General features: G+C 65.0%; 29 protein-coding genes, 2 tRNA genes and 1 pseudogene. 12 read left to right on the top strand and 20 right to left on the bottom strand.

From position 1 onward, the window contains the following. Positions 1–61 precede the first annotated feature (61 nt). The 3 genes from CJZ82_RS06720 to CJZ82_RS06710 all read right to left on the bottom strand — a co-directional run bounded on the left by CJZ82_RS06720 (position 62) and on the right by CJZ82_RS06710 (position 1,093). On the bottom strand, positions 62–667 hold the full coding sequence (locus CJZ82_RS06720) for a chromophore lyase CpcT/CpeT (protein ID WP_094555041.1): 606 nt from the start codon (positions 665–667) through the stop codon (positions 62–64). 37 nt (positions 668–704) lie between these two features. Beyond that, on the bottom strand, positions 705–941 hold the full coding sequence (locus CJZ82_RS06715; RefSeq protein ID WP_094555040.1) for a hypothetical protein: 237 nt from the start codon (positions 939–941) through the stop codon (positions 705–707). Between the two features lie 79 nt (positions 942–1,020). After that, positions 1,021–1,093 (bottom strand) — tRNA-Phe (locus tag CJZ82_RS06710). A 337-nt stretch (positions 1,094–1,430) separates the two neighbouring features. Between CJZ82_RS06710 and CJZ82_RS18280 the strand changes: the two genes are divergently transcribed. Next, positions 1,431–1,583, top strand: coding sequence for a hypothetical protein (locus tag CJZ82_RS18280; RefSeq protein ID WP_158218500.1), 153 nt, complete (start codon positions 1,431–1,433; stop codon positions 1,581–1,583). Between the two features lie 253 nt (positions 1,584–1,836). Here the strand turns inward: CJZ82_RS18280 and CJZ82_RS06705 are convergent, their stop codons facing one another. From CJZ82_RS06705 to psbB, 8 genes are all read right to left on the bottom strand, one after another. Continuing rightward, complete coding sequence (locus CJZ82_RS06705; RefSeq protein ID WP_094555039.1) at positions 1,837–2,106, bottom strand: DUF2470 domain-containing protein; 270 nt, start codon at positions 2,104–2,106, stop codon at positions 1,837–1,839. A 182-nt stretch (positions 2,107–2,288) separates the two neighbouring features. After that, positions 2,289–3,536 (bottom strand): FGGY-family carbohydrate kinase, encoded by a 1,248-nt coding sequence (locus tag CJZ82_RS06700; RefSeq protein ID WP_369820029.1) that lies wholly within the window; start codon positions 3,534–3,536, stop codon positions 2,289–2,291. Between the two features lie 44 nt (positions 3,537–3,580). Next, positions 3,581–4,843, bottom strand: a complete 1,263-nt coding sequence (gene metK, locus CJZ82_RS06695) for a methionine adenosyltransferase (RefSeq protein ID WP_094555037.1) — start codon at positions 4,841–4,843, stop codon at positions 3,581–3,583. Next, entirely contained in the window at positions 4,818–5,687 is an 870-nt protein-coding gene (locus CJZ82_RS06690) for an HAD family hydrolase (protein WP_094555036.1), read from the bottom strand. The genes metK and CJZ82_RS06690 overlap by 26 nt, the downstream gene beginning before the upstream one ends. A 32-nt stretch (positions 5,688–5,719) precedes the next feature. Next, positions 5,720–6,805 carry a 30S ribosomal protein S1 gene (locus CJZ82_RS06685; protein WP_094555035.1) on the bottom strand — a complete coding sequence of 362 codons (1,086 nt, stop codon included), beginning with the start codon at positions 6,803–6,805 and terminating at the stop codon, positions 5,720–5,722. A 102-nt stretch (positions 6,806–6,907) separates the two neighbouring features. Beyond that, entirely contained in the window at positions 6,908–7,405 is a 498-nt protein-coding gene (gene nrdR, locus CJZ82_RS06680) for a transcriptional regulator NrdR (RefSeq protein ID WP_094555034.1), read from the bottom strand. 219 nt (positions 7,406–7,624) lie between these two features. Then, on the bottom strand, positions 7,625–7,720 hold the full coding sequence (locus CJZ82_RS06675) for a photosystem II reaction center protein T (protein WP_006042122.1): 96 nt from the start codon (positions 7,718–7,720) through the stop codon (positions 7,625–7,627). 24 nt (positions 7,721–7,744) lie between these two features. Continuing rightward, positions 7,745–9,304, bottom strand: coding sequence for a photosystem II chlorophyll-binding protein CP47 (gene psbB / locus CJZ82_RS06670; RefSeq protein ID WP_094555033.1), 1,560 nt, complete (start codon positions 9,302–9,304; stop codon positions 7,745–7,747). Between the two features lie 237 nt (positions 9,305–9,541). Here psbB and CJZ82_RS06665 point away from each other — a divergent pair, with 237 nt between their 5' ends. Together CJZ82_RS06665 and psbM are read left to right on the top strand one after the other, a co-directional pair. Beyond that, positions 9,542–10,015: a 2Fe-2S iron-sulfur cluster-binding protein gene (locus CJZ82_RS06665; protein ID WP_094555032.1), complete on the top strand. Its 474-nt coding sequence runs from the start codon at positions 9,542–9,544 to the stop codon at positions 10,013–10,015. 42 nt (positions 10,016–10,057) lie between these two features. Then, positions 10,058–10,165 (top strand): photosystem II reaction center protein PsbM, encoded by a 108-nt coding sequence (psbM, locus tag CJZ82_RS06660; RefSeq protein ID WP_094555031.1) that lies wholly within the window; start codon positions 10,058–10,060, stop codon positions 10,163–10,165. Positions 10,166–10,335: 170 nt separating this feature from the next. Here psbM and CJZ82_RS06655 read toward each other — a convergent pair whose 3' ends face one another. Further along, positions 10,336–11,184 (bottom strand): universal stress protein, encoded by an 849-nt coding sequence (locus tag CJZ82_RS06655; protein WP_094555030.1) that lies wholly within the window; start codon positions 11,182–11,184, stop codon positions 10,336–10,338. Positions 11,185–11,255: 71 nt separating this feature from the next. Between CJZ82_RS06655 and CJZ82_RS06650 the strand changes: the two genes are divergently transcribed. Genes CJZ82_RS06650 through CJZ82_RS18275 form a run of 5 tightly spaced genes read left to right on the top strand, consistent with a single transcriptional unit; the run spans position 11,256 to position 14,841 of the window. Continuing rightward, on the top strand, positions 11,256–11,708 hold the full coding sequence (locus CJZ82_RS06650) for an acyl-CoA thioesterase (protein WP_143593559.1): 453 nt from the start codon (positions 11,256–11,258) through the stop codon (positions 11,706–11,708). Positions 11,709–11,733: 25 nt separating this feature from the next. Next, positions 11,734–13,020, top strand: coding sequence for a DNA-processing protein DprA (locus tag CJZ82_RS06645; protein ID WP_094555179.1), 1,287 nt, complete (start codon positions 11,734–11,736; stop codon positions 13,018–13,020). 9 nt (positions 13,021–13,029) lie between these two features. After that, complete coding sequence (gene prmC / locus CJZ82_RS06640; protein ID WP_094555029.1) at positions 13,030–14,034, top strand: peptide chain release factor N(5)-glutamine methyltransferase; 1,005 nt, start codon at positions 13,030–13,032, stop codon at positions 14,032–14,034. Beyond that, a complete protein-coding gene (locus CJZ82_RS06635; RefSeq protein ID WP_094555028.1) occupies positions 14,034–14,675 on the top strand; it encodes an L-threonylcarbamoyladenylate synthase in 642 nt (213 codons plus the stop codon). The genes prmC and CJZ82_RS06635 overlap by 1 nt, the downstream gene beginning before the upstream one ends. A gap of 7 nt (positions 14,676–14,682) precedes the next feature. Further along, positions 14,683–14,841 (top strand): hypothetical protein, encoded by a 159-nt coding sequence (locus CJZ82_RS18275; RefSeq protein WP_158218499.1) that lies wholly within the window; start codon positions 14,683–14,685, stop codon positions 14,839–14,841. A gap of 161 nt (positions 14,842–15,002) precedes the next feature. On the opposite strand, the gene CJZ82_RS06630 is transcribed toward CJZ82_RS18275, so the two are convergent. The 4 genes from CJZ82_RS06630 to minD all read right to left on the bottom strand — a co-directional run bounded on the left by CJZ82_RS06630 (position 15,003) and on the right by minD (position 16,498). Further along, positions 15,003–15,074: transfer RNA gene (locus tag CJZ82_RS06630), tRNA-Thr, on the bottom strand. Positions 15,075–15,086: 12 nt separating this feature from the next. Further along, positions 15,087–15,287, bottom strand: coding sequence for a response regulator transcription factor (locus CJZ82_RS06625; RefSeq protein WP_094555027.1), 201 nt, complete (start codon positions 15,285–15,287; stop codon positions 15,087–15,089). 80 nt (positions 15,288–15,367) lie between these two features. Further along, the gene (gene minE / locus CJZ82_RS06620) at positions 15,368–15,673 is read right to left on the bottom strand and encodes a cell division topological specificity factor MinE (RefSeq protein ID WP_094555026.1); all 306 of its coding nucleotides are present in this window, start codon (positions 15,671–15,673) and stop codon (positions 15,368–15,370) included. Positions 15,674–15,679: 6 nt separating this feature from the next. Next, positions 15,680–16,498 carry a septum site-determining protein MinD gene (gene minD / locus CJZ82_RS06615; RefSeq protein ID WP_094555025.1) on the bottom strand — a complete coding sequence of 273 codons (819 nt, stop codon included), beginning with the start codon at positions 16,496–16,498 and terminating at the stop codon, positions 15,680–15,682. 49 nt (positions 16,499–16,547) lie between these two features. On the opposite strand from minD, the gene CJZ82_RS06610 reads away from it, so the two are divergent. Then, the gene (locus CJZ82_RS06610) at positions 16,548–17,546 is read left to right on the top strand and encodes a phosphatidylserine/phosphatidylglycerophosphate/cardiolipin synthase family protein (protein ID WP_094555024.1); all 999 of its coding nucleotides are present in this window, start codon (positions 16,548–16,550) and stop codon (positions 17,544–17,546) included. 62 nt (positions 17,547–17,608) lie between these two features. Here the strand turns inward: CJZ82_RS06610 and minC are convergent, their stop codons facing one another. Genes minC through ctpZ form a run of 3 tightly spaced genes read right to left on the bottom strand, consistent with a single transcriptional unit; the run spans position 17,609 to position 20,840 of the window. Next, entirely contained in the window at positions 17,609–18,292 is a 684-nt protein-coding gene (gene minC / locus CJZ82_RS06605; protein ID WP_094555023.1) for a septum site-determining protein MinC, read from the bottom strand. Between the two features lie 23 nt (positions 18,293–18,315). Then, a complete protein-coding gene (locus tag CJZ82_RS06600; RefSeq protein ID WP_094555022.1) occupies positions 18,316–19,587 on the bottom strand; it encodes an HD domain-containing protein in 1,272 nt (423 codons plus the stop codon). Further along, positions 19,584–20,840, bottom strand: coding sequence for a carboxyl-terminal processing protease CtpZ (ctpZ, locus tag CJZ82_RS06595; protein WP_094555021.1), 1,257 nt, complete (start codon positions 20,838–20,840; stop codon positions 19,584–19,586). Before ctpZ ends, CJZ82_RS06600 begins: the two co-directional genes overlap by 4 nt. Positions 20,841–20,922: 82 nt before the next feature. Between ctpZ and petB the strand changes: the two genes are divergently transcribed. Both petB and petD read left to right on the top strand, forming a co-directional pair. Then, positions 20,923–21,597, top strand: a complete 675-nt coding sequence (gene petB, locus CJZ82_RS06590; RefSeq protein ID WP_094555020.1) for a cytochrome b6 — start codon at positions 20,923–20,925, stop codon at positions 21,595–21,597. A 70-nt stretch (positions 21,598–21,667) separates the two neighbouring features. Next, a complete protein-coding gene (gene petD, locus CJZ82_RS06585; RefSeq protein WP_094555178.1) occupies positions 21,668–22,150 on the top strand; it encodes a cytochrome b6-f complex subunit IV in 483 nt (160 codons plus the stop codon). Positions 22,151–22,230: 80 nt separating this feature from the next. On the opposite strand, the pseudogene CJZ82_RS06580 reads toward petD, so the two are convergent. Further along, positions 22,231–22,683, bottom strand: a pseudogene (locus CJZ82_RS06580) (glycoside hydrolase 100 family protein); the annotation flags it as partial. A gap of 23 nt (positions 22,684–22,706) precedes the next feature. Here CJZ82_RS06580 and CJZ82_RS17715 point away from each other — a divergent pair. Beyond that, the gene (locus tag CJZ82_RS17715; RefSeq protein ID WP_143593558.1) at positions 22,707–22,865 is read left to right on the top strand and encodes a helix-turn-helix domain-containing protein; all 159 of its coding nucleotides are present in this window, start codon (positions 22,707–22,709) and stop codon (positions 22,863–22,865) included. The last annotated feature ends 96 nt before the right edge of the window (positions 22,866–22,961 follow it).

Genomic DNA, 22,961 nt, shown 5'->3' with positions numbered 1-22,961 from the left:
TTGACTAGCTTCATAATCTTTTGTTGCGCACCGGCTTGATCCAGCCCAGGTCCAGTCCGGGTCAGGGCCTCCAGCTCTCCAGCCAGGCGATTGGAATCTCAGCGCTGAAGTCGTCGGTGCGCTGGAATTCAAACGGCCCAGCCAGGGATCCCCAGAGCTGGTCATGGGTGGCGGGGTCGTGCCCCCTGTCGATCGTGCGCATCGACGTACCGTCAATTTCGAAGCTGCTCACGAGGTAGGCCGTGGCTCCCTTGCGTTCCACCAGGCAACGGCAGCCAGGTTCGACCTCCCCGATGAAGGCCTCGCCCTTCTGTTGCACCACATAGGTGCAACCTTCGAGCAGACGCAGGTCCTCGGTTTGGATCTTCGCCATGCGCTCAGGATCCTCCACCGCTCCCCAGAACCGCCGCTCGTCGTGGAGGGCGTGGTTATGGATCCGCAGGCTGCCGTCTGTGACGCTTTCGGCACGCAGCACCCGAATGCGGTAGGGCTGGCCGGGTGCGAAGGCGTAGGACTGCTCCAGCAACAGGGAACCTGGATCCAGCTGCGGAAGCGGCCGAAAGCGCACCAGTATGTGGGCGTAGAGGGGTGGGTTCTCGAAAGCCTGGTCCTGATTGCTGAACCCAGCGCTCAGCATCCGGACCAGGCGCGTCAGGGAGCTGGTCATGGGGCGAATCCTATGGGGCCGGCCTACCTCAGCGCCCTCAGCGCTGAAACAGGCGCAGGCGGAATTCCGCGACCTGGCGCACCAGCTCCGGTTGGCTCAGGGCGAAAGGGTGATCGCACAAGCCGCTAATCACCCCTTGGAGGGCGGCTTCACGGGCGCCTGAATCAGCTGGATCGAGGCTGCCGATCCGTCCCCAGGCCTCATCGAAGGCGATTCCGTAGCTGTCCGCATTGTTGAACTGTTGGTTGGCTGGTTGCTCGGGAGGGGTTCTCATTGCTTCGGAGCACGGCAGCTTGGAGGGGCGCCCACCGAAGTGATGGGCTACAGCCTTCAACAAGGGCTTCAAAAAAGAGTGCCAGGACCCAGATTTGAACTGGGGACACGGCGATTTTCAGTCGCCTGCTCTACCAACTGAGCTATCCCGGCAGGCCGCTTGGCAGCACCTCTGGATCTTAGATCACGGCCTGGAGCAGGCGTCCGGGCTAGGCAGAGCAGCCCCATCACCGGGTAACCGGCCTCTTCAAGGGCGGCGGCGGCGGCCATGGCCGTGGCTCCTGTGGTGAGAATGTCATCCACCAGCAGCAGACCCTGCCTGGAACGTCGGCTGCTGGAGATTCCGTCTGGGACGACCCGGAAGGCACCTTCCTGGTTGAGCGCCCGCAGCCGGCGGTTGAGGTGGTGCTGCCCCAGCGTGGCGCGGCTGCGCTCCAGGGGAGCCAGGCAGGGCAGGCCCAGCCCCTGACAGATCAGGAGTGGCAGGGGGTTGGCCCGTTGTTTCCAGCTGGGGATCGCCACGACGCTCAACTCCCGAAGCGGTGCCGGCAGGGTTGCGGCCAGGGAACTCGCCAGGCAGGGGATCGCCTGGTTGCTGGGCTTGCGCCGCTGGCGCAGCAGCAGGCTGCGCAGCGCACCTTGATAGGAGCCCAGGGCCCACCAGGGCATGGGCTCAAGACCACACAATCCCGACTGGGCCTCGAGATCCAGCGATTCGCGGCAGACCTGGCAAGGCTGCGATTGTGCACGCCTCCTGCCTCCATCAGTCTCGGCCGCTCGGCCGCAGAGCGGACAGGTGGCCTGGGTGATCAGCTCGAGGCATCCCCTCAACAGGGCCTGGACCATGGCGGCGATCTCCTAGGAGGAGTGCAACGTTGCCGTTCAGTGTTCCCAGCTCATGACTCGGGCAAGGCCTTGAGCATCGCCACCAGGGTGCGATGGGCGTCTTCGCTGTCATTGAGCACGTGATCGAAGGGCACTGAGAGGTTGGCGCCATCCACCTCCAGGTCCATCGCTTCGGGACTCACACGCAGCATGCGGGCGGTGCTGGCCTGCTGCGCCCCGCCGTAGTGGCGGGCATAAGCCAGCACCGCTTCGCCATGGTCTTTGTTCATGTGGCGACAGATCCGTTCGCTGACGGCTTCGGTGAGGGGATCGCTGGCCATGGCTGCAGGGCAGGAGTCAGGGCTGATTCTGGCTGAAAACTGGCTCAGACCAGGGCGTACCGCTGCCAGAGCAGTAGCCCCAGCCTGATGGCACTGAAACTGACATAGCCGGCCAGGATCACGAACAGGGCCATCGAGATCACGGTTCGCAGGCGTTCGTTCATGGGCTTTTGGCAAAGGAATCAGGCTTCCATCTTCGGCGTTGGCTGCGGCGCCTTCAGGACGTTATGGGCCAACCGTGCCATGCCCACGGCCGGCGTCAGGCCAGGACGGCTGAGCACCGGCAGGCCGATCGCCTGTTGTCGAAGCTGACGCCACTGGGGATTGCGCGCCCCGCCCCCCAGGCTGATCACTTGGCGCAGTGGCGGTGCGCCCAACTGAGCGAGGCGCGCCCATCCCTGGGCCTCAATCCGGGCCAGCCCTTCGAGCAGCCCCTGCAGGAACAGCGCATCGCTCACGGGCCGTGGCTCAAGGATCGGCAGCAGATCAGGGTCGTCGATGGGGAAGCGCTCTCCCCTCGATGGCAGGGGCCGGTAGTGCAGCCCGCTCGGCCTGGAGGGATTGATCTGACGGCTGAGTCGTGCCAGCTCGGCATCGCTGAAGAACTGGCGCAGCACTCCGCCGCCGGCGTTGGAGGCACCGCCCACCAGCCAGCGTCCCCCCAGCCGGTGGCAGCTGATCCCTGGGGCTTCGATCGGCTCTGAGGCGAACTGTTTCAGCACCAGGGTGGTGCCCAGCACCGTGACTCCTTCGCCAGGAGTGGGATCGGCCGCCAGCACGGCGGCGTTTGCATCGGTGCTGCCGGCCACCACCAGGCAGGAGCCTGGCAACCCCAGCGCAAAGGCAGAGCCTGGAGCCAGCGGCCCCAGCGCCAAGCCGCTGGCAACCACCTCTGGCAGCGCTGACGCCCAGGGTTGCAGGGCCAGGTCTCCCGTCCAGTGCTGCTGTCTGAGGTCCCAGCCCAGCCGCAGGTTGTTGCCTTCCTCGCCCCAGCGCCAGTCGCCCAGCAACCAGCCCATCAGCCAGTCGGCCTGGTGGCGCAGCAGCAGATCGGCGGCCGCCGTGCCCCCCACAGCCGACGCCTCCCCCGTAAGCGGGCCAAGCAGTCGCAGGGCCCTGGCCAGGCTGCCGCTCAGGCTGGCGGCGGCGCAGCCGGCAGGCACCAGAGCCGCCAGAACCTCCGCCTGCTCAGGGCAGGCGAGGCTGTAGGCCAGGGCGGGGCCCAGGGGCGTGCCATCGGAGCGGCAGGCCAGCAGGGTGCCAGAGGTGCCATCGAGGCTGATGGCACCCAGTTGCTGCCTGAGCTGGATGGGAAGGTCCCTCACCAGCGTGATCAGCCCCTGCCGCCAGCCGTTTGGATCGTCGAAACTGCTGGGATAGGCGGTGGCCCTCTCGGCCAGTACCTTCTCTTCAGCGTCGATCACCGCCAGGCGGATGCCGCTGCTGCCCAGGTCTACCCCCGCTGCCAGGGGGCTCAGGCGGCTGGCTGGCCCACGGGGACCCGATCGGCTGTGGCTTGCTTCAGCCGGGCGGCGGCCTCACCTACGTCCTCCCAGGGAAGGTTCAGGTCGGGACGGCCGAAATGGCCGTAGGCAGCCACATCCTGGTAAAAACGGCCGCCCCGCTGACGGGGGAGATCGCGCAGGCCGAAGGCCTCGATGATTGCGCCGGGGCGCAGGTCAAAGTGTTCCTGCACCAGGGCGGTGAGGTCGTCGTCGCTGATTTTGCCTGTGCCGGAGCTCTGCACCAGGATGCTCACGGGCTTGGCAACGCCGATCGCATAGCTGAGCTGCACTTCCACGCGCCGGGCGAGACCAGCGGCCACCAGGCTCTTGGCCACGTGGCGGGCGGCGTAGGCCGCGGAACGGTCAACCTTGGTGGGATCCTTGCCGGAAAAGGCTCCACCGCCGTGGCGCGCAGTTCCGCCATAGGTATCGACGATGATCTTGCGCCCGGTCAGGCCCGCATCACCCTGGGGGCCACCCACCACGAACTTGCCGGTGGGATTGACCAGAAAGCGAACCGCAGCGCGCTCGGGTTGCAGCGGCAGATCGGCGGTGGCTGGGATCACCACATGGGTCCATAGGTCATCGGCGATGCGCTGGCGCAGGCCCGCCTCATCACTGATTCCGTCGATCTCGGCCATGTGCTGGGTGGAGATCAGCAGGGTGTCGATCGCCACCGGCCGATCGTTCTCGTAAACGACGCTGACCTGGGTCTTCCCATCCGGCAGCAGGTAAGGAAGGGTGTTGTCGTGCCGCACCTGGGCCAGCCGGCGGGCCAGGCGGTGGGCCAGACTGATCGGCAGGGGCATCAACTCAGGGGTTTCGTCGCAGGCGAAGCCGAACATGATGCCCTGATCACCAGCACCCACCAGATCGAGGGGGTCGCCGTCGTGGTCGTCGGCCTCATTCACGCCCTGGGCAATGTCGGGCGACTGCTGGTCGAGGGCGGTGAGCACGGCACAGCTGTTGGCATCGAAGCCACCGGCTTTGGCGCCGCTGTAACCGATCGTTTCGATCACGCCCCGTACCAGGCTGGTGATATCGACGCGGGCCGTGGTGCTCACCTCGCCGGTGACCAGGCAGAGCCCGGTGTTGACGACCGTTTCGCAGGCCACCCGGCTGGCGGGGTCTGCGCTCAGCAGTGCATCGAGAACGGCATCGCTGATCTGATCACAGATCTTGTCGGGATGGCCCTCGGTGACCGATTCAGATGTGAAGACGTAGCGACTCATCCAGGCTTGCACCGGCTTCAGGCTGGCTGAGCTTATCGCCCGGCTCCGGTGATGGGTGCATCCGAGAGGAACCAGCCACCTGCAGCTCGTGCCAATGATCCAGGCGGGGCAGATGCTCCGGCAGCGGCGGCCTGCTGCTCCAGCCGGCGCTGTAGCCCAGAGCCAAGGCCACCCCTGCCTGCTCGGCCATGCGCAGATCACTGCTGGCATCCCCGATCAGGGCACAGGCGGAAGGACTGACCCCAAGCCTGGAGCAGAGCCCATGCACGGCCGCCGGATCCGGCTTGGCAGGTCGCATGTCGGCGCTCCAGAACTCCTGGAACAGCTCAGCTAGGCCGTGGCCGTCCAGGAACCGGTGGATTCCCTCGCTGTCGTCGTTGCTGATCACCGCCAGCTGCACCCCTGAGCGGTGAAGCTCCAGCAGCAGAGGGGCTACCCCTTCGCTGAGCGGTGCCAGCGGGGCCTCGCCCGGACGATCCCCGTCGCTCTGGAGCTGCTCACGATCGATGGCGGCGAACACCGCTTCGCTGTGATCCAGAGCTTCCGGCCAGCCCAGGCCCACCTGACAGAAGGCTGTGGCTGTGGAGATCAGATTGTGGGTACGACTCGCCACTGCGGTGGTGCCGGCCGGGTTGAGCTGATCGCCCACCAAGCCATAAGCCCGCTCAAGCAGGTCCTGAAACTGGGGTCGGTGAGCTTCAGGGACATGCTCAAGGCAGGCCTGGAGACGGGCGCGGCTCAGGGCAAGGAGGCCTGGCTCACTCAGGCTGAGGGTGCCGTCCTTGTCGAAAAGGATGGCTTCAACCGATCCGAGTGGCTGACCGCGCAGGAACAGTTGAACCATCGGATCGGTGCAGGCGCCCCAGGTTATGGCGCTCAGTCGAGGGTGACGCCCATCGGCTCGTTCTCCTCGGCCTGCTCAAGCAGCATCTGCTTGTAGCGGGCGGCCATTTCCTCGGCCTTGTCGAACACCTTCTGAGGATCCGTGAGCATGTCTCCGGGTTCTGGCTCGAGAGCCTTGGTGGAGAGGGAGATGCGGCCCCTCTCGGCGTCGAGGTCGATGATCATCACCTTCATCTGATCGTTCACATTGAGCACCGTGTGGGGTGTCTCAATGTGCTCGTGGCTGATCTCGGAGATGTGCAGCAGACCGCTGACCCCGCCGATGTCGATGAAGGCTCCGTAGGGCTTGATGCCACGAACGGTACCGATCACCACTTCGCCAACTTCCAGACGATTCATCTTGCGCTCCACCAGGGCGCGACGATGGCTGAGCACCAGGCGGTTGCGCTCCTCATCCACTTCCAGGAATTTGAGGGGGAGAAAATCGGCTACGAGGTCTTCCTTGGGCTTGCGGGTGCTGATGTGGCTGCCGGGGATGAAGCCGCGCAGGCCTTCGACCCGCACCAGGGCACCGCCGCGGTTGGTGGCGAAAACCTCGGAGTAGATGGTGGCGTCTTCCTTCTGGAGCTGACGCACCCGCTCCCAGGCCCGCTGATACTCGATGCGGCGGATCGAGAGCGACAGCTGGCCGTCCTCGTTCTCCTCACTCATGATGAAGAACTCACGGACCTCGCCCGGCTGCAGCACGTCGCTGAGGGCCTCGACCCGGTTGATCGAGACCTCCTGCAGGGGCATGAAGGCGGCGGTCTTGGCTCCGATGTCGATCATGGCGCCCTTGGGCTCCATGGCGAACACGGTGCCGTTCACCACGTCACCGGGCTTGAAGTTGTAGTCGTACTTGCTGAGCAGGGAGGCAAACTCCTCCAGCGTGAAGCCGGCGCTGTCGGTGTCGCGGCTGGCGACGCGGCTGCTGGGATCGTCGGCTGTGGGGACCTCTTCCGGAATGTCGAGGTTCAGATCAGCCGAGGTTTCGTCCGTCGGATCGAGATCTGTCAAGGCTTCGCCTGTCGGATCCAGTTCGACCTCGGTGCTGCTGATCTCGGAAGGGGTCACTGTCATGGAAGGGTGGCGGTCTGCCCAAGGCAGAATGAAGGATGTGCGTGCCTGCCCGCCGACAGACGCACGCAATCGACAATCATACAAATCCACCCTCTGAGGGGCTCAGCGCACGGCTGCAAGCGCGCCATCGGGGCGCTGAGGGGAGGACCGACGGCTGAGGCCTTCGAGGGTTGCGACGAAGTCGCTGATGCCCTGAAACTGCCTGTAGACCGAAGCAAAGCGCACATAGGCCACCTCGCTGATCTCGCTGAGTTGCTGCAAGACCAGTTCACCGATCTCAGCGCTGCTCACCTCGCGGCCATGGCGCTGCTGCTGCAGTTGCAACTCGATGTCGTCGACCACGGATTCGAGCCGTGCTGGCTCAAGACCGGTTTTTTCGCAGGCTCGCACCAGGCCATGCAGAAGTTTGTTGCGGCTGAAAATCTCTCGGGTGCCGGTGCGCTTGATCACTGTGATCGGCACGGTTTCCACCCGCTCATAGGTGGTGAAGCGAAAGTCGCAGTGGAGGCACTCACGCCGCCGCCGAACACTGCGGCCAGCGTCCGCGGATCGGGATTCCAGCACCCGGCTATCGGTGTGTTGGCAGGAGGGACATTGCATCCCTTGGCGACCCACGCGGTTTGGTTAGTGGAAGTGTAGTCAGTAGAGCTCCGATTGAGAAGTGAGGAGTGCTCACAGCTGCACCGGTGTATCTGCTGTAGTAGCCCATGCAGCATCGTTCTCGCTGGAGCGGGCTGGTTGGTGATGGCTCCCGGCATGAAAAAAGCCCCCGCCGGGGCGGGGGCTTGATGGGTCAAAGGCTCCTGTGAGCCTTGGATCTCACTTGCCTATCTTCGGAGGATCGCGGAAGGCGATCGCAAAGAAGAGGGTGGCGATCGCCAGGGTGAGAATGAGGATGTAAGCGAAGCTCTCCATCGAGAATCTCCTGAGTGGGGGCGATCAGCTGAGCTTGGTGCCAGCCGGTGGGATGTAACCCTCGGGAAGACGGCGGGTGCTGCGGTCTCCCAGCTTCTGGAACAGACCGAATTCCACCTGTTCTCCGAGGTCGGGGTCGATGCCGGCGAACACATCCCGGTACAGGGTGCGGGCGCCGTGCCAGATGTGCCCGAAGAAGAAGAGGAGGGCGAAAGTGGCATGGCCGAAGGTGAACCAGCCGCGGGGTGAACTGCGGAAGGTGCCGTCTGAGTGGTAAGTCTCGCGGTCAAATTCGAAAGCCTCACCAAGCTGTGCCTTTCGGGCCAGTTTCTTGACCGCAGCAGGGTCAGTGTAGGTCTGGCCGTTGAGGGCACCACCGTAGATGGTGGCTGTCACGCCAGTCTGCTCAAAGGAATAGCGGGCTTCGGCGCGACGGAAGGGAATGTCAGCCCGAACAATGCCCTGATCGTCTTCGAGAACCACTGGGAAGTTTTCGAAGAAGTTGGGCAGCCTGCGCACCTGAAGGTTGCGGCCGTCCTTGTCGGTGAAGCTGATGTGGCCCAGCCAGCTGGTGGGAAGGCCGTCGCCGTTCACCATGGGACCGACGCGGAAGAGACCACCCTTTGCCGGACTGTTGCCGACGTAATCAAAGAAAGCCAGCTTCTCAGGGATGGCGCCATAAGCCTCTTCGGCACTGGAGCCGTTCTCGAGGGCTGTCTGGACCCGGCGATTGATCTCGGTGCGGAAGTAGCCCTGGTCCCACTGGTAGCGGGTCGGGCCGAACAGCTCTACCGGTGTGGCCGCTGAGCCGTACCACATTGTTCCGGCCACTATGAAGGCGGCAAAGAACACTGCAGCGATGGCGCTGGCTAGCACCGTTTCGATGTTGCCCATCCTCAGAGCCTTGTAGAGGCGCTCTGGTGGGCGAGTGGTGATGTGGAAGATGCCGGCGATGATGCCCACGATGCCTGCGGCGATGTGGTGGGCAACGATGCCTCCAGGGTTGAAGGGGTTGAACCCTTCCGGCCCCCAGGAGGGCTGCACTTTCTCGATGTGTCCGGTGAGACCGTAGGGATCGGAGATCCACATCCCCGGACCGAAGACGCCGGTGAGGTGGAAGGCGCCGAAACCGAAGCAACCAAGCCCGGCGAGCAGCAGGTGGATGCCGAAGATCTTGGGAAGATCCAGGGCTGGTTCACCCGTGCGGGGGTCCTGCCAGATCTCAAGATCCCAGTAGGTCCAGTGCCAGATGGCGGCCAGGAAGAGCAGGCCACTGAAGATGATGTGGGCGGCTGCCACGCCTTCGAAACTCCAGAAGCCGGGGTCGACGCCGGTTTCTCCGGTGATGCTCCAACCGCCCCAGCTGCCTGTCACACCCAGGCGGGCCATGAACGGCATGACGAACATGCCCTGGCGCCACATGGGGTTGAGCACCGGGTCGGATGGATCAAAAATGGCGAGCTCATAAAGCGCCATGGAGCCGGCCCAGCCGGCGACCAAAGCGGTGTGCATGAGGTGCACGGCCAGCAAGCGGCCCGGGTCGTTGATCACGACCGTGTGCACCCGATACCAGGGCAATCCCATGGGGGTCAGGTCCGGGGTAACTAACAGCTGCCTGTGACGACATGACGCCATCACAACCAGTGGACGATCAAAAAGGATCGTTCCGTATTTGGGATCGTAAGGGGTTCTCCTGGTCTGCGGGAGCGTTGCTGTTGAGCTGAAACGAGCCGTAGTGCCGTATCCGGTGGTTTAGGTGGAGAGCTGTTTACAAAACGCAACTTGCGGGGCTCAGAATGGGGGCTCCCGCGACTGTTTCTGATGCCTGTGATCCGTTTCGTCCGCGAGGGCCGTGATGTGGAGTGCTACCCCGGCGAAAACCTGCGAGAGGTGGCTCTGCGTGAGGGGTTGGAGCTCTACGGGCTCAAGGGGCAGCTCGGCAATTGCGGTGGTTGCGGTCAGTGCATCACCTGCTTTGTCGATGTGGTGGCAGAAGCGTCGCCGGGCGCGCTGACGCCGCGCACCGCCGTGGAGGATCGCAAGCTGCGCCGACGCCCCGAAGGCTGGCGGCTTGCCTGTCAGGCCCTGGTGCAGCGCTCGCTGGTGGTGCTCACAAGGCCCCAGGCGGGCCTCTCCGATCGTGAGGTGCGGCTGGCGGCTGCCCGGGCAGAGCCCTTGCCGGCCGGACCCACAGCCTGGCCGGCAACGGAGGAGCCGGCCGCGGCCGAATCTGCGGGAATGGAGTCAACCGCTACGGCCGGTGAAGCGTCGGAGGAAGGCCCGGTCGGTGGGTGATACGGTCGCCCCACGCCATTCTCAACTCGCTCGAAAGCTCCCATGGAAACCAATGATCTGGGTTTTGTGGCCAGCCTCATGTTCGTGCTGGTTCCGGCGGTCTTCCTGATCGTTCTCTACATTCAGACCAACAGCCGCGAGCAAGGTTGACCTGAGTCTTAGTCAGCTTTCAAGCGCTCCGATCACCGGGCTGTTTCTGCTGATATGAGACTGCCCACAACCGTGATTCACAGTTGTGGGCAGTCAGAGATGAACTGAACCAGGTCCCTGCAATTGTCCCGGTTCCCAGTTCATTGATGTCAGCGACGCCTTCACCTGGCTCAGCGGCCTGATTCGGGCTCCCGAACCAGCAGCACTGGTGCTGGTGCATGCACGCGGATGTAATCGCTCACGGAGCTGCCCAGCAGTCGGTCTATGTCGACCAGGCTCTTGGCGACCAGAGGCCTGCGGTCCTGGGAGGCGATCACCAGCAGGTCGGCTTTGATCTCTTCAGCCATGGCACAGACCCCGCGGCCAACATCACCGGTGCCATGAACCCCCTTCAGTTCAACGCCGAGGGCGCGGGCCCTCTGTACAGCTTTCTCGATCACCAGGTCAGCGGGGGTCTTGCCGCCGCGGCTGGGCTGGATGTCCTGGCGGGAGATGTGAACGCCTGTGAGGGTGCCTCCAGGGATCTCCCGCACCAGTTCGCAGGCGATCCGTAGGGCGTCGTCGCCCACACCCGTGCCGTCGAGGGTCACCAGCAGCCGGTTCACGTGGCGCACGTAGAGGTCGTCACGTACCAGCAGCATCGGTCGGGTCGAGAGCTGGAAAACGTATTGACTGGAGCTGTTGGCCAGGATCGACTGCAGTCGTCCCAGCCCTCTTGACCCCATCAGAATCAGATCGGCATCCAGCTCATCAGCCACCTTGAGCACGGTCTGCTTGGTGTCACCCTGGCGAATGATCGCGTTCACATCAGCGGGATCCAGGCCGAGACGCTTGATGGCATCGGCCACGATGCCGGCGGCCTTCTGCCAATGCTCCTGAAAATCTTCGCCTGCCTGCTCCGGCACCACGTGCAGCAGGTTGAGCCGTGCCTGGCGAAATGCCGGGAGCTCGCGCAGCATGCGCACCATTTCTTCAACGTGGCCCTTGCCGGAATCGGCGATCAGCAGGTTGCGAAACACGAGGCTGCCTTGGCTCTCCGGCAGCCTATGGCCGGTATCAGTCTGGTCGAGCCCTGGCGGGAGAGGCTGTAATGGAGTGGCAAAACGAGCAGCCAAGCTGGCTGTTACGGCGACGGGTTCTGCCTCAGCACACCGATCACGGTGGAGTGATGTGGCACGGGGCCTATCTCGCCTGGCTGGAGGAGGCCAGGGTGGAGGCCCTTGCAGCGTCTGGGCTCCCCTACGCCGCCCTCTCGGCCCGGGGACTGGAGCTGCCGGTGCTGACCCTGCAGGTCGACTACCGCCAGGCTGTGGGCCATGGCGAGCTGGTGGAGCTGCGCAGTCAGGTCCAGCCCCGCCGTGGACTGCGGCTGCCCTGGATCAGTCGCTTCATGCTCAGCGGCGAGCGGCTGGCGGCGGAAGCCCGGGTGGAGCTGGCGCTGGTGCGGCGCCAGGGAGCGGGCCTTCAGCTGGTGCGCCGCTATCCGCCGGAGTTGGAGCTGGCGCTTCAGCGGCTGATCGACGGACCCGGCAAATCGTGCTAGTACGTATGTACTGAGTGGCATGGCCATGGGCGAGTTGCTGTCGCTGTCCGTCGCGCGTGGTTCGTGGGGAGGAGCCGCCACCGCTCCCGCTGGCTCGGCCAGTTCTTCCTTTCCAGGCCCTTCGGAAGGCCTCCGCCAGTTCCCCCCTGGCCTCGCTCCGGGCCCCCGCCAGTGCTGGGCTGAGCAGCGCCAATGGTGGTTGCTCTGGAGCAGCTGTCCAGGTCTGGGCTGGCGCCGCCTGGGCGAGCTGGATCGGGCCTGTGGTGGGCTGGCGCTGGCCTGGACAGCCAGCAGCACCGAGCTGGCCGCTCTGAGCGGATTCGGGCCAGGCGTGCTCGCCAGCATCGAGGTTCACCGTCAATGCTGGGGTCAGGATCCGCTTGGAGCGGGAGGCTGGTCCTCCCAGGCTCCTCGGCGGGTGCTCGTTCCGGGTGATCCCGCCCGGCCCGCCTCCCTGAATCAGCTGCAGCGGCCGCCACTGGCCCTGCACTGGGCCGGCCGAGGATCCCTCTGGGCTCCCCTGCGGCACCGTCAGGCGATTGCGGTGGTAGGCACCCGCCGCCCCTCGCCACATGGGCTGGCCATGGCTGAAGCGCTGGGCGCCGCCCTGGCCGAGGCTGGCTGGCCTGTGGTCAGTGGTCTGGCGGAGGGCATCGACGCCGCGGTGCATCGCGGTTGCCTGGAGCGCGGCGGAAGGCCCATCGGTGTGCTCGGCACCCCGCTCGATCGCGTCTATCCCCGCCACCATCACGTTCTCCAAGAGGCTGTGGCCCGTCATGGCCTGCTGGTGAGCGAGCACCCGCGGGGCACTCCCGTGCGGCGGGGCCATTTCGCCGCCCGCAATCGCCTTCAGGTGGCTCTGGCCCAGGCGGTCGTGGTGGTGGAGTGCCCAGAGGCCAGCGGAGCGCTCCACTCCGCCGCCCTTGCCTGGGAGCAGGGGCTGCCGCTTTGGGTGGTTCCCGCCGACGCCGGCAAGCGCTCAGCCCTGGGCAGCAATCGCCTCCTGTCCCAGGGGGCGAGTCCGCTGCTGGCAGCCTCGGATCTGATTGCCCAACTGGGCGCCGGCCCCCTTGGCCGCCATGAGGCCTCCATCACCTTGGCGGGCACAACCTCGCCCACCTCACCCCATGGCGCACCGAATCAGGCTCTGTTGGCCGCCCTGGGACAGGGGGCCTCGCTGGAGCAGCTGTCCCTGGCTCTGGGTCGGTCTGCGGCTGAACTGACTACCCAGCTGCTGCATCTGGAGCTGGCGGGTCATGTCCGTGCCGAGGCAGGCCTGCGCTGGCGTCCTGCCTCAGGGTCCCTTGCCTAGGTTTGGCTGATGTCTGCCTCCAGGCCCTTCCCCAGCTTCTCGCCGCACCAGGCTCTTGCCAGCCCAGCGCCAGCAGCAACAGGCCAGCTGATCCTGGGCTCCGATCTGCTGGCCTGGCGGCGGCAGCGGCTAGCTGAAGGGGGCCGCGCCGCCGACCTCGACTGGCTTCTCGACCTCGGCGCCGGGCTGCGCTGGACGCAGCTGCAGCGGGTCTGGCTCGATCCCTCTTCATCCGTGCAGTTACACGCCTGCCTGGGCGAGCTCGCCGGCCACTGGCGGCAGCATCTCGAGTGCCATACCCCGCTTCAGTACCTGGTGGGGGTCTGTCCCTGGCGGGAGTTCTCCCTGGTGGTGTCCCCGGCTGTGCTCATTCCCCGCCAGGAAACCGAAGTGCTGGCAGATCTGGCTTTTGCTCTGGCCCAGGCCCTGCCGAGCCCGGCCCACAGGCCACTGACCTGGGCGGATCTCGGCACCGGATCCGGCTGCCTGGCCCTGGCCCTGGCCCAGGCCCTGCCCCGTGCCCAGGGTCTGGCGGTCGACTGCTCTTCCCTGGCCCTGGCCCAGGCCAGGGTCAATCTTGAGGGGGCCGGTTTCCTGGATCGGGTCAAGCTTCATCTCGGCCAGTGGTGGGAGCCCCTACGCCCCCACTGGGGTGGGCTTGACCTGGTCGTGAGCAATCCCCCTTACATCCCCACGGCGGTTCTCGAGGGGCTCGAGCCAGTGGTGCGCGAGCATGAACCTCGCCTGGCTCTCGACGGAGGAGCGGATGGACTCGAAGCGATCCGAGCCCTTGTTAATGGAGCCTGGGCGGCCCTTGCCCCAGGCGGCTGGTTGCTGCTGGAGCACCACCACGATCAGAGCGATGCCGTGGCTGAGCTGCTTCTCTCCAGCGGGCTGGTGGAGGTGACCGCCCACCACGACCTGGAGGGACGGTGGCGCTTCGCTCAGGCCCGGAGGCCCATGCCTGGGCATTGGCCAGCAGGATTCGAATCCGGCGGGTCCCTGCTGCCGTGATGGATTCCTCCTCCCAGCCTCCAGCCCGGCCAGGCGTAGCTCAGGCCCTTCCTGCAGCCCCCTTGGCTGAATGGATTCTCGCGGGCGGTCCGGCGATTTTCCCCACCGACACCCTGCCGGCTCTTGCGGCTCTGCCGGCAGCCGCCGGGCAGATCTGGGCGCTCAAGGCGCGCCCGAGCAGCAAGCCACTGATCCTGATGGGGGCGGAGCCTGAGACGTTGTTCGCTGCGCTGGAGATGCCGCCGCACCCCCAATGGCTGGCGCTGGCTGAACGCTGCTGGCCCGGTGCCCTGACCCTGGTGCTGCCCGCCCGGGGCACGGTGGTGGCCGCCCTGCAGCCTGGAGTGGTGGCTGCCGAAGCCAGGCTTGGCCTGCGCATTCCGGCCTGCGAGCAGGCCTGCGAGCTGCTCCGCCGCACCGGTCCCCTGGCCACCACCAGCGCCAATCGCTCCGGCGACCTCCCGTGCCTCACCGCTTCCGAGGCTGAAACCATGTTCCCCCAGGTGCCAAGGCTGGCTCCATCGCCCTGGCCCCAACCGTCAGGACAGGGCAGCACGGTGCTCGCCTGGAGCCAGGCTGGAGCCTGGCAAGTGCTGCGCACAGGTGCTGTGATGCCGGATCTGAATCTTTTCTCTGACTGAGGCCGAGATGCTCTGGCTTTTGCTGGGTGTTTTGGTCACCCTCGGTTTGTCCCACACCTTGGTTGAGCCCTGGCTGACCTGGGCAACTCCGGCTGCGGGATTGCACGGTTGGGGCTGGGCTGGGCTGGTGCTGGTGGGCTTTCTGCTGGCCGGTCGCCGGACCTGATCCGGGCTGCGGTCTTGAATCAGGCCACTGAACACTGGAAGCCATGGTTCCGTTGGCCGAGCAGCAGTGCCAGGAATCGAGCCGGTGCCCTCACCAGCACGAGGGTCAGAACCTTGATCAAAGGCGCTGGGGCTGGGGAGGGAATTGAGGGGTTGGCTGCAAGCCGGCTAACGGATTTGAACCGATGGCCTTCGCTTTACAAAAGCGCTGCTCTACCACTGAGCTAAGCCGGCACGGCGCTGAGCTTATCGCTCGCCCCGCGCCCAGAGCAGCAGCTGGGAACGATTGCTGCAGCCCGCCTTGACCAGCAGGCTCGACACGTGGCTTTCAACGGTCCTGGGGCTCAGCACCAATTCCGCTGCGATCGCTTTATTGCTCAGGCCGTGCACCAGCCAGACCAGCACCCGTTGCTCGGCCGGGGTGGGAGACAGATCCACCAGGGACATGGGTCAACTTCCAACGGTTCGGTCCTGAGGATTCCCAGCCGCTCAGTCTTTGACCCCTGGGGGCGATGAGTTGTCTTGCCTCAGACGGTGGCCATCGAGGGATCGGCGCCGGGGGGCGGTGGATTGGGCCGGGCCCGCTTGATCGGCAGGTTTGCCACCAGCGCGGTGACGCGGTCCTCGGTTTCGAGGCTCACGTCCCCCTCCTCCAGGTCAATCTCCACGTAGCGGGAAACGACTTCGAGAATTTCCCGCCGCATCTGCTCCAGCAGTTCGGGGTTGAGGTCGCTGCGGTCGTGGGCCAGCACCAGTTGCAGCCTTTCGCGGGCCATGCCCGCACTGGCCGGCTGACGACCGAGCAGCTTGTCGATGAAATCGCGCAAGGTCATCGCGGCTCAGAAGATTTTGGTGTGCATCAGGCGGCCCAGCTTGGCTCGCAGGCCCTGGCCCTCCTTGGTGGGGTCGGCCAGGGGCACCTCTTCGCCACGAAGCCTGCGGGCCACGTTGGTGTAGGCCTGGGCTGCCGGTGAACGGCTGCCGTTGAGCGTGAGCGGCTCACCCCGATTGGTGGAGATGATCACCTGGTCGTCTTCCAGCACCAGGCCCAGCAGCGGCAGGGCCAAGATGTCAGTGACATCGCTCACCGAGAGCATCTCCTGGTTGGCCATCATCCGGGGTCGCACCCGGTTGAGCACCAGTTGAATCGGCTGGATCTCGCGGGTCTGCAGCAGACCGATCACCCGATCGGCGTCACGCACGGCCGACACCTCCGGTGTGGTCACAACGATGGCTTCGCGGCAGGCGGCGGCGGCGTTCTTGAAGCCGTCCTCGATTCCAGCTGGGCAATCAATCAGCACGTAGTCGAACTGCTCGGCCAGCAGACCCGCGATCTTTTTCATGTCGTCGGGCGTGAGCCACTCGAGCATGCGTGGGTTGCCGGCCGGCAGCAGGGAGAGGTTGGGCTCCTGCTTGTGCTTGACCAGTGCCTGCTCCAGACGGCAACTGCCGGAGAGCACCTCCTGGGCCGTGTACACGATCCGGTTTTCCAGCCCCAGCAACAGATCAAGGTTGCGCAGGCCGAAGTCGGCATCAAGCACGGCGGTGCGGGCTCCCTGCTTGGCCAGGGCGATGCCCAGATTGGCCGTGAGCGTGGTTTTGCCGACACCCCCTTTGCCGGAACAGATCAGAATCGTGCGGTTCTGTGCGCTCGTCACGTGTTTGCCAGACGTGCCTCAGATTATGGCCCCCATTGCCGGTCAACCCATGGATGAGCACCCCGCCTTCCAGCAACGGTTATTGGTGATGCCCGAGGACGGCATCGAGGCGGTGGTGGATCTGATCGATCAGGCCCGCGAGGAGCTGCGTCTCAAGCTGTTCAAACTGGAGTCCGACGCTTTGCAGCAAGCGCTGCTGAGGGCCCATGCTCGGGGTGTGGTTGTACGGGTGATGCTCAACCCCCGCACTTCAGGGGGCGTCCGCTGGAACGATCAGGCCTTCGCCAGGCTGCAGTCATCGGGTCTGGAGGTGTCGTGGACCAGCGACTCCTTCCCTGTCACCCACGAGACATCGATGGTGGTGGATAGCCAGCTGGCCCTGATCGCCACATTTGACTTCTCCGATCAATCCTTCAGTGAAACCCGCGACTACGCGGTCCTCAGTGCCTCAGCTCCCGTGGTGGATCAGGTGCGCGCAGGCTTCGATGCCGACTGGAACCACACTTTTTTCGAGCCGGATCTGGGCGTAGGCCTGGTCTGGAGCAGTTTTCACAGCCGCCGGCAGATGGCGCGCCTGCTGGATTCCGCTGAACGCTCGCTCTGGATCCAGCACCCCAAGTTCGTGGATGCTGTGATTCTCGATCGGATCATCTCGGCCCGCGAACGGGGCGTGAAGGTGCGCGTGCTCTGTGGTGGTAAGCACGGCATCAGCGACCGGGACATCTCCGATACCTTCGCTTCCCTGCGGCTGATGGAGCGCTCTGGGGTGAAGGTGCGACGCCAGAAGCATCTCCAGCTTCACGCCAAGCTGATCCTGGTGGATGGGGCCTGCGCCCTCGTCGGTTCGATGAGCATCGATCGCAGTGCCTTCGATCTCCGGCGGGAGCTCGGCATCGAAACCGATGTCCCCAACGTGGTGGCACGCCTGAAGGACGCCTTTCAGCACGACTGGGACCTGGCCAGGAAATACCGCGCCCCCGATCCTCTCGATCTCAGTCAGCACGAGAAGGGTGAGCGCCCTGCCCATCCCCATTTCGTGCACGAATGACTGCTATTTCAGGCAGCTGGCTGATTGCTTTCAGCTGCTGCTACTGAGCTGGCTGGGGGTGATCAACCGCTGAAAGGCGGCCAGATTGGTTCGGCCGGATCGATGCGAATCATCCCCTCCACCAGGTGGGCCTGTTCGCAGAACCCCTGAGGGGGTGAATCCTCCGGCCCTCTGGCGATCACCTCGGCGATGCGCAGCTGCAGGGGCCGTAGCTGCAGGGCGACGATCCTGGCGCTGGTATCACCGTGGCAGCCGGCATGGGCCACACCCCGCAGCCGCCCCCACACCAGGACGTGCCCGCCGGCGCTGACCCTGGCGCCAGGGTTGACGTCCCCGAGCACCAGAGCTGTGCCCTCCACCTGGAGATGGTCACCAGAGCGCAGGGTGCCCCGGTGGGTCACCAGATCCGGCCTGTTGTGGGAGTCCGGACTGGGCCCTGAGCCCATGCTTTGCTGCAGGTGTGTGGCGAGGCCGATGGCCGCCGCGGCCACCAGGGTGAGGGCCTGTCGGCCTTCCACGCCCACCAGCGCGAGCTGGTGGGAGGCCAGCTGGCGCTCAAGTCCGCGGAGGTCGGCCACCGTGAGCAGCCAGTCTCCGCTCTGCAGAAGCAGCTCCCCACAGTTGATCACACCATGGAGACCCCGGCTCACCTGCTTTGGCAGGGGGGCAGCCTCGGGACCCGCCGCCGGCAGCAGCAACTGGTGGGACAGACCGCTGCGGGCGGCGGGCACGAACTCGGCAGCCATCGCCGCATGCGGAGTCGCCCAACTTAGGCAGCGAGGCGGTGAGAGCTGCTCAGGGCACGGGCCCGCTCCCGCAGGGCTTCACTCACCTCGGGGGGATGGATCAACCAGGCCAGCTCCACCGGCTTCACCAGACTGGCCACCAGGGGGGAGCAGTCCTCCAGTGCCGCCAGCGACTCCCCATCCCAGAGCCTCAACCCACCTTTATATGGGTCATAGCCGCTGTTCTGTCGCTGCTGCAGAGCGCAGCACAGGCTGGGCCTCAGCCCGGCGGCCTCGCTGAGCCTCTGGGCCAGGGCCAGCAGCTCCAGCCGTCCACCGGCCTCCAGGTGGCTGACATCACTGGCCCGCAGCAGGCGCCGGTCCAGCAGGCGTCCGCAGAGCTCCTGCAGGTCGGCCGGTCCCGCCTCCCGCCAGCGCATCAGGTGGTAACCCGTGCGCAGGTCGTCGTTGGCCAGGTAGGTCTCCAGATCGAGGCTTTCAGGGCGCCACAGCCAGGCCGCCATCACTGCATCGGTTTCCACTCCGCCCTCGGGCCCCAGGCGTCGGGCCAGCTGGATCGTCTGGGTCAGCAGCCAGTTGCAGACCACATTGAGCCTGTGGTTGTAGAGGCTGCGGTACATCAGGCTGCGCACCACCAGGTAGTGCTCGACTGCCATCAGTCCTTTCGGATGCAGCGCCAGGCTGCCGTCGGGAGCAATGGTCAAGGCTCCCAGGATCCGTTCCAGGTCCAGCTGGCCATAACTCGTGCCCGTGCTGTGGCTGTCCCGCAGCAGGTAGTCGAGCCGGTCGCAGTCGAGCTGGCCGCTCACCAGGGAGGCCAGTGCCGGCTGGCGGTGATGACCGTGCTCCAGCAGATCGGCCACGGCATCGGCGCAGCCGGGGGCATGGCGCTCGAGAGCCTCGCGCAGGGCTGGATGGTCCCGCACCAGCCGTGCCGACCAGGTTTCATGGCGCAGCCCATACATCTCCTCACCGGAGTGACTGAGCGGGGCGTGGCCCACGTCGTGGAGCAAGGCCGCGGCGTAGAGCACACCCTGGTCCTGCACCAGCTGTGGGCTCTGGCGTTCCAGCTGGTGCAGGGCAAGCCGGGCCAGATGCAACACACCCAGGGAATGGGTGAAGCGGCTTGACTCGGCGCCATGGAAGGTGAGGAACGCAGGGCCCAGCTGGCGGATCCGTCGCAGCCGCTGGAAGGGGGCCGTGTCGATGAGCTCCATGGCCAGGCCTTCGGCCGGGTGGCTGCGCTCGAGCCGGATCGCTCCGTGCAGGGGATCGTGGTAAGTGCGACCGCTCATGTCTTCGGAAGCTCCTGCAGCAGCTGATCGGCGGCCAGCTCCAGCCAGTTGTCGTCCTCCCCGCCTGGATTGAGGGGCTCCGGCTGGGGCAGGAGCCGGTCGGGTGCGATGCCCTGGTTCTGGATGTCGCGGCCGCTGGGGGTGACGTAGCGGGCCACCGTGACCGCAAGACCGCTGCCGTCCCCCAGGTTGATCAGGGTCTGGATCAGACCCTTGCCGAAGGTGCGGCTGCCCAGCAGGGGCGAGCGGTCGTCGTCCTGGAGCGCGCCCGCCAGAATTTCGCTGGCGCTGGCGGTTCCCCCATTCACCAGGGTGACCATCGGGCCGCTGTACAGCTGTCCGGCCGCGGCCCGACGGCGCTCACTCATACCCTCGCGGTTCATGGTCTCCACGATCGGCTGGGCGGCGAGGAAGGCATTGGCAACCGCCACTCCCCCCTCGACCAGCCCGCCGGAGTTGTTGCGCAGATCGAGAATCACCCCCTCCACCTCCTCCTGGCCGAAGCCCTGGAGAGCCTCACGAACCCCAGCGGGAACCGGCTCGCTGAACTGGGTGATGCGCAACAGACCGAGGCGATGCCCGCCGCGCTTGACCACACTGGAGCGGACGGGTTGCAGGTCCACACGCTCACGCCTGAGCAGCACCTGCCTGGGTTCACTCAGGGGGGCGGGGGGCTTGATCAACACCTGCACGCTGCTGCCGGATGGACCCCTCAGACGCGCGGCCGTGGCCTCCAGTCCAAGACTGCGGCATGACTCCCCCTCCACTTCCAGCACTTCGCTGCCCGGGCTGATGCCGGCCTCAGCGGCCGGTGACCCATCCAGCGGAGCGATCACCACGATCCCCTGCCCGTCCTCCCCCAGGCTGAGCTGCAGGCCGACACCGCTGACGCTTCCCTCCGTAGTTGCCCGCAGGGCTTTGTAGTCAGCGGGACGCAGCACACGGGTATAGGGATCGCCGAGGGGCTCGAGCATGGTGGCGATGGCGTCGTAGGCCTGTGCACTGGTTTCAATCGGCTGCTCCAGGGCCTTCTGGCGCAGCCGCCGCCAATGCACGGTTTCAAAACGTGTGGGGTCGACGTAGCTCTGGTTCACCAGTCGCCAGGCCTCCACCACCAGCTGCTGGGCATCGTTGAGTGCCAGGGCTGGGCCGGGCTGCAACCACAGCCCCAGGCAGAGCAGCAGGGCCAGCGCTTTTGCTGTTGTCCCACGCCAGGTGATGGGCGGGCTGGAGTGGGGCTTGGGCAGGCTCATCGCTGGCAAGCCGGGAGCTGGACGGCAATCACGGCCGAAGCGCGGGTATCGGTAGACTCTCGCAACCCCAACCCAGCACTGCATGGCGAACTCGTCTCCCGCCGCCAAGTCGTCTCCAGTTTTCGACTGGTTCGAGGAGCGCCTGGAACTCCAGGCGATTGCGGACGACATCTCTTCAAAGTACGTGCCGCCCCATGTCAATATTTTTTATTGCCTCGGCGGCATCACGTTGGTGTGCTTCCTGATCCAGTTCGCCACTGGATTTGCAATGACTTTTTATTATAAGCCCACCGTGGCTGAGGCTTATTCCTCGGTTCAGTACCTGATGACCGACGTCAGCTTTGGCTGGCTGATCCGCTCGGTGCATCGCTGGAGCGCCAGCATGATGGTGCTGATGCTGATTCTGCATGTCTTCCGCGTGTATCTCACCGGTGGCTTCAAGCGTCCCCGCGAACTGACCTGGGTAACCGGCGTCGTGATGGCCGTCATCACCGTTTCCTTCGGTGTCACTGGCTACTCCCTCCCTTGGGATCAGGTTGGTTACTGGGCCGTGAAGATTGTCTCTGGTGTTCCCGCAGCCGTTCCGGTGGTTGGCAATTTTATGGTCGAGCTTCTGCGCGGTGGTGAGAGCGTCGGTCAGGCCACGCTTACCCGCTTCTACAGCCTGCACACCTTCGTGATGCCTTGGCTGTTGGCCGTGTTCATGCTCATGCACTTCCTGATGATCCGTAAGCAAGGCATCTCTGGTCCTTTGTGATCTGAGTTTCAGCCGCGATTAATTTACTCAGCTTCCTCTCTTCTCCCCTCCACAAACCCTGGTGCTTGCCATGCACATCCTCAAGAAGCCTGATCTCAGCGACCCCAGCCTGCGCGCCAAGCTCGCCAAGGGTATGGGCCACAACTATTACGGAGAGCCTGCATGGCCCAACGATCTCCTCTACATCTTCCCTGTGGTGATCCTTGGCACCATTGCTCTGGTGGTGGGCCTGGCCGTCTTGGATCCAGCCATGCTCGGCGACAAGGCCGATCCCTTCGCTACCCCTCTGGAAATCCTGCCTGAATGGTATCTCTACCCTGTCTTCCAGATTCTGCGGGTTGTCCCCAATAAACTGCTGGGCATCGCCCTGCAGACGATGGTTCCCCTGGGTTTGATGCTCATCCCCTTCATCGAGAGCTTCAACAAATTCCAGAACCCCTTCCGCAGACCCGTGGCCATGGCTGCTTTCCTGTTTGGCACGGTGTTCACCATCTATCTGGGCATCGGGGCAGCTCTTCCCATCGATAAGTCGCTCACCCTGGGTCTGTTCTGATTCCATCCGTCTTTCAGAAGCCAATCTGATCAGCTTCTACTGATCCGATTGTTCAGCCGCCGTTTTCCACGGCGGCTTTTTTATGGCGGACCGTCAATCGAGAGCAACGACACGTCGGCTGGATTGACCCGCAGCAGGCGGTGGAGCAGCAGGAAGCCCACGATGGTCCAGGTCTGGTAGGTGCGCGATTGCTGCCCGACCCAGGTGCCGGTGGGACTATCGAACTATTCGGCCCACTGCTGACGCGGCAACTGGTTCAGCTGCGACCAGCAGCACTCTTCGAGCCTGGCCTCCGTTGTGGTGCCTCCACGGCCAGTTCTTGGGATCGGAGCCGGTCTTGGTCATCCACTCAGCGGCCTCCATGGGGGATGGCAGATCCGCATCGGCATCTGCGCCATCAAGTCGCTGCGGTTGTGCAGCACAAGCCGGAACAGGGCCCGTTGCTGCGGTGCGGTGAGCAGTCCGAACAGGCAGGTGTCAGGCGACAGAGAAAACTGGCCCAGATGCGACACGAAATCTGGCCCCCCTCTGCGACCCACTGACCAGGGCCAACGCCATGAGCGCGGTGCTGTCACCTCAGGAGCAGAGCTCCCGGGATGCGGCGTTGGAAACTCCAGAGGATGTCCAGGCGATCCTTGGCCTCACCGCGGCTGGCTGGGGTCGCCGGCGGATCGCCAAAGAACTGGGCTGCTCGCCTGAAACCGTCCGTAAGTAGGGCTTCCTGAAAAAGGGCAGAGCGGCTGCAACGCAATGGATCTGAGCAGTTTTAGAAGGTAGAATGTGCGCAATTCGGCTCGATATCGCCGAAAAG

Origin of the sequence: Synechococcus sp. 1G10, assembly GCF_002252625.1 — a bacterium.
GTDB lineage: Bacteria > Cyanobacteriota > Cyanobacteriia > PCC-6307 > Cyanobiaceae > Regnicoccus_A.
The sequence above is the reverse complement of the archived record's forward strand: the minus strand, read 5'-3'. Positions and strand labels throughout refer to the sequence as shown.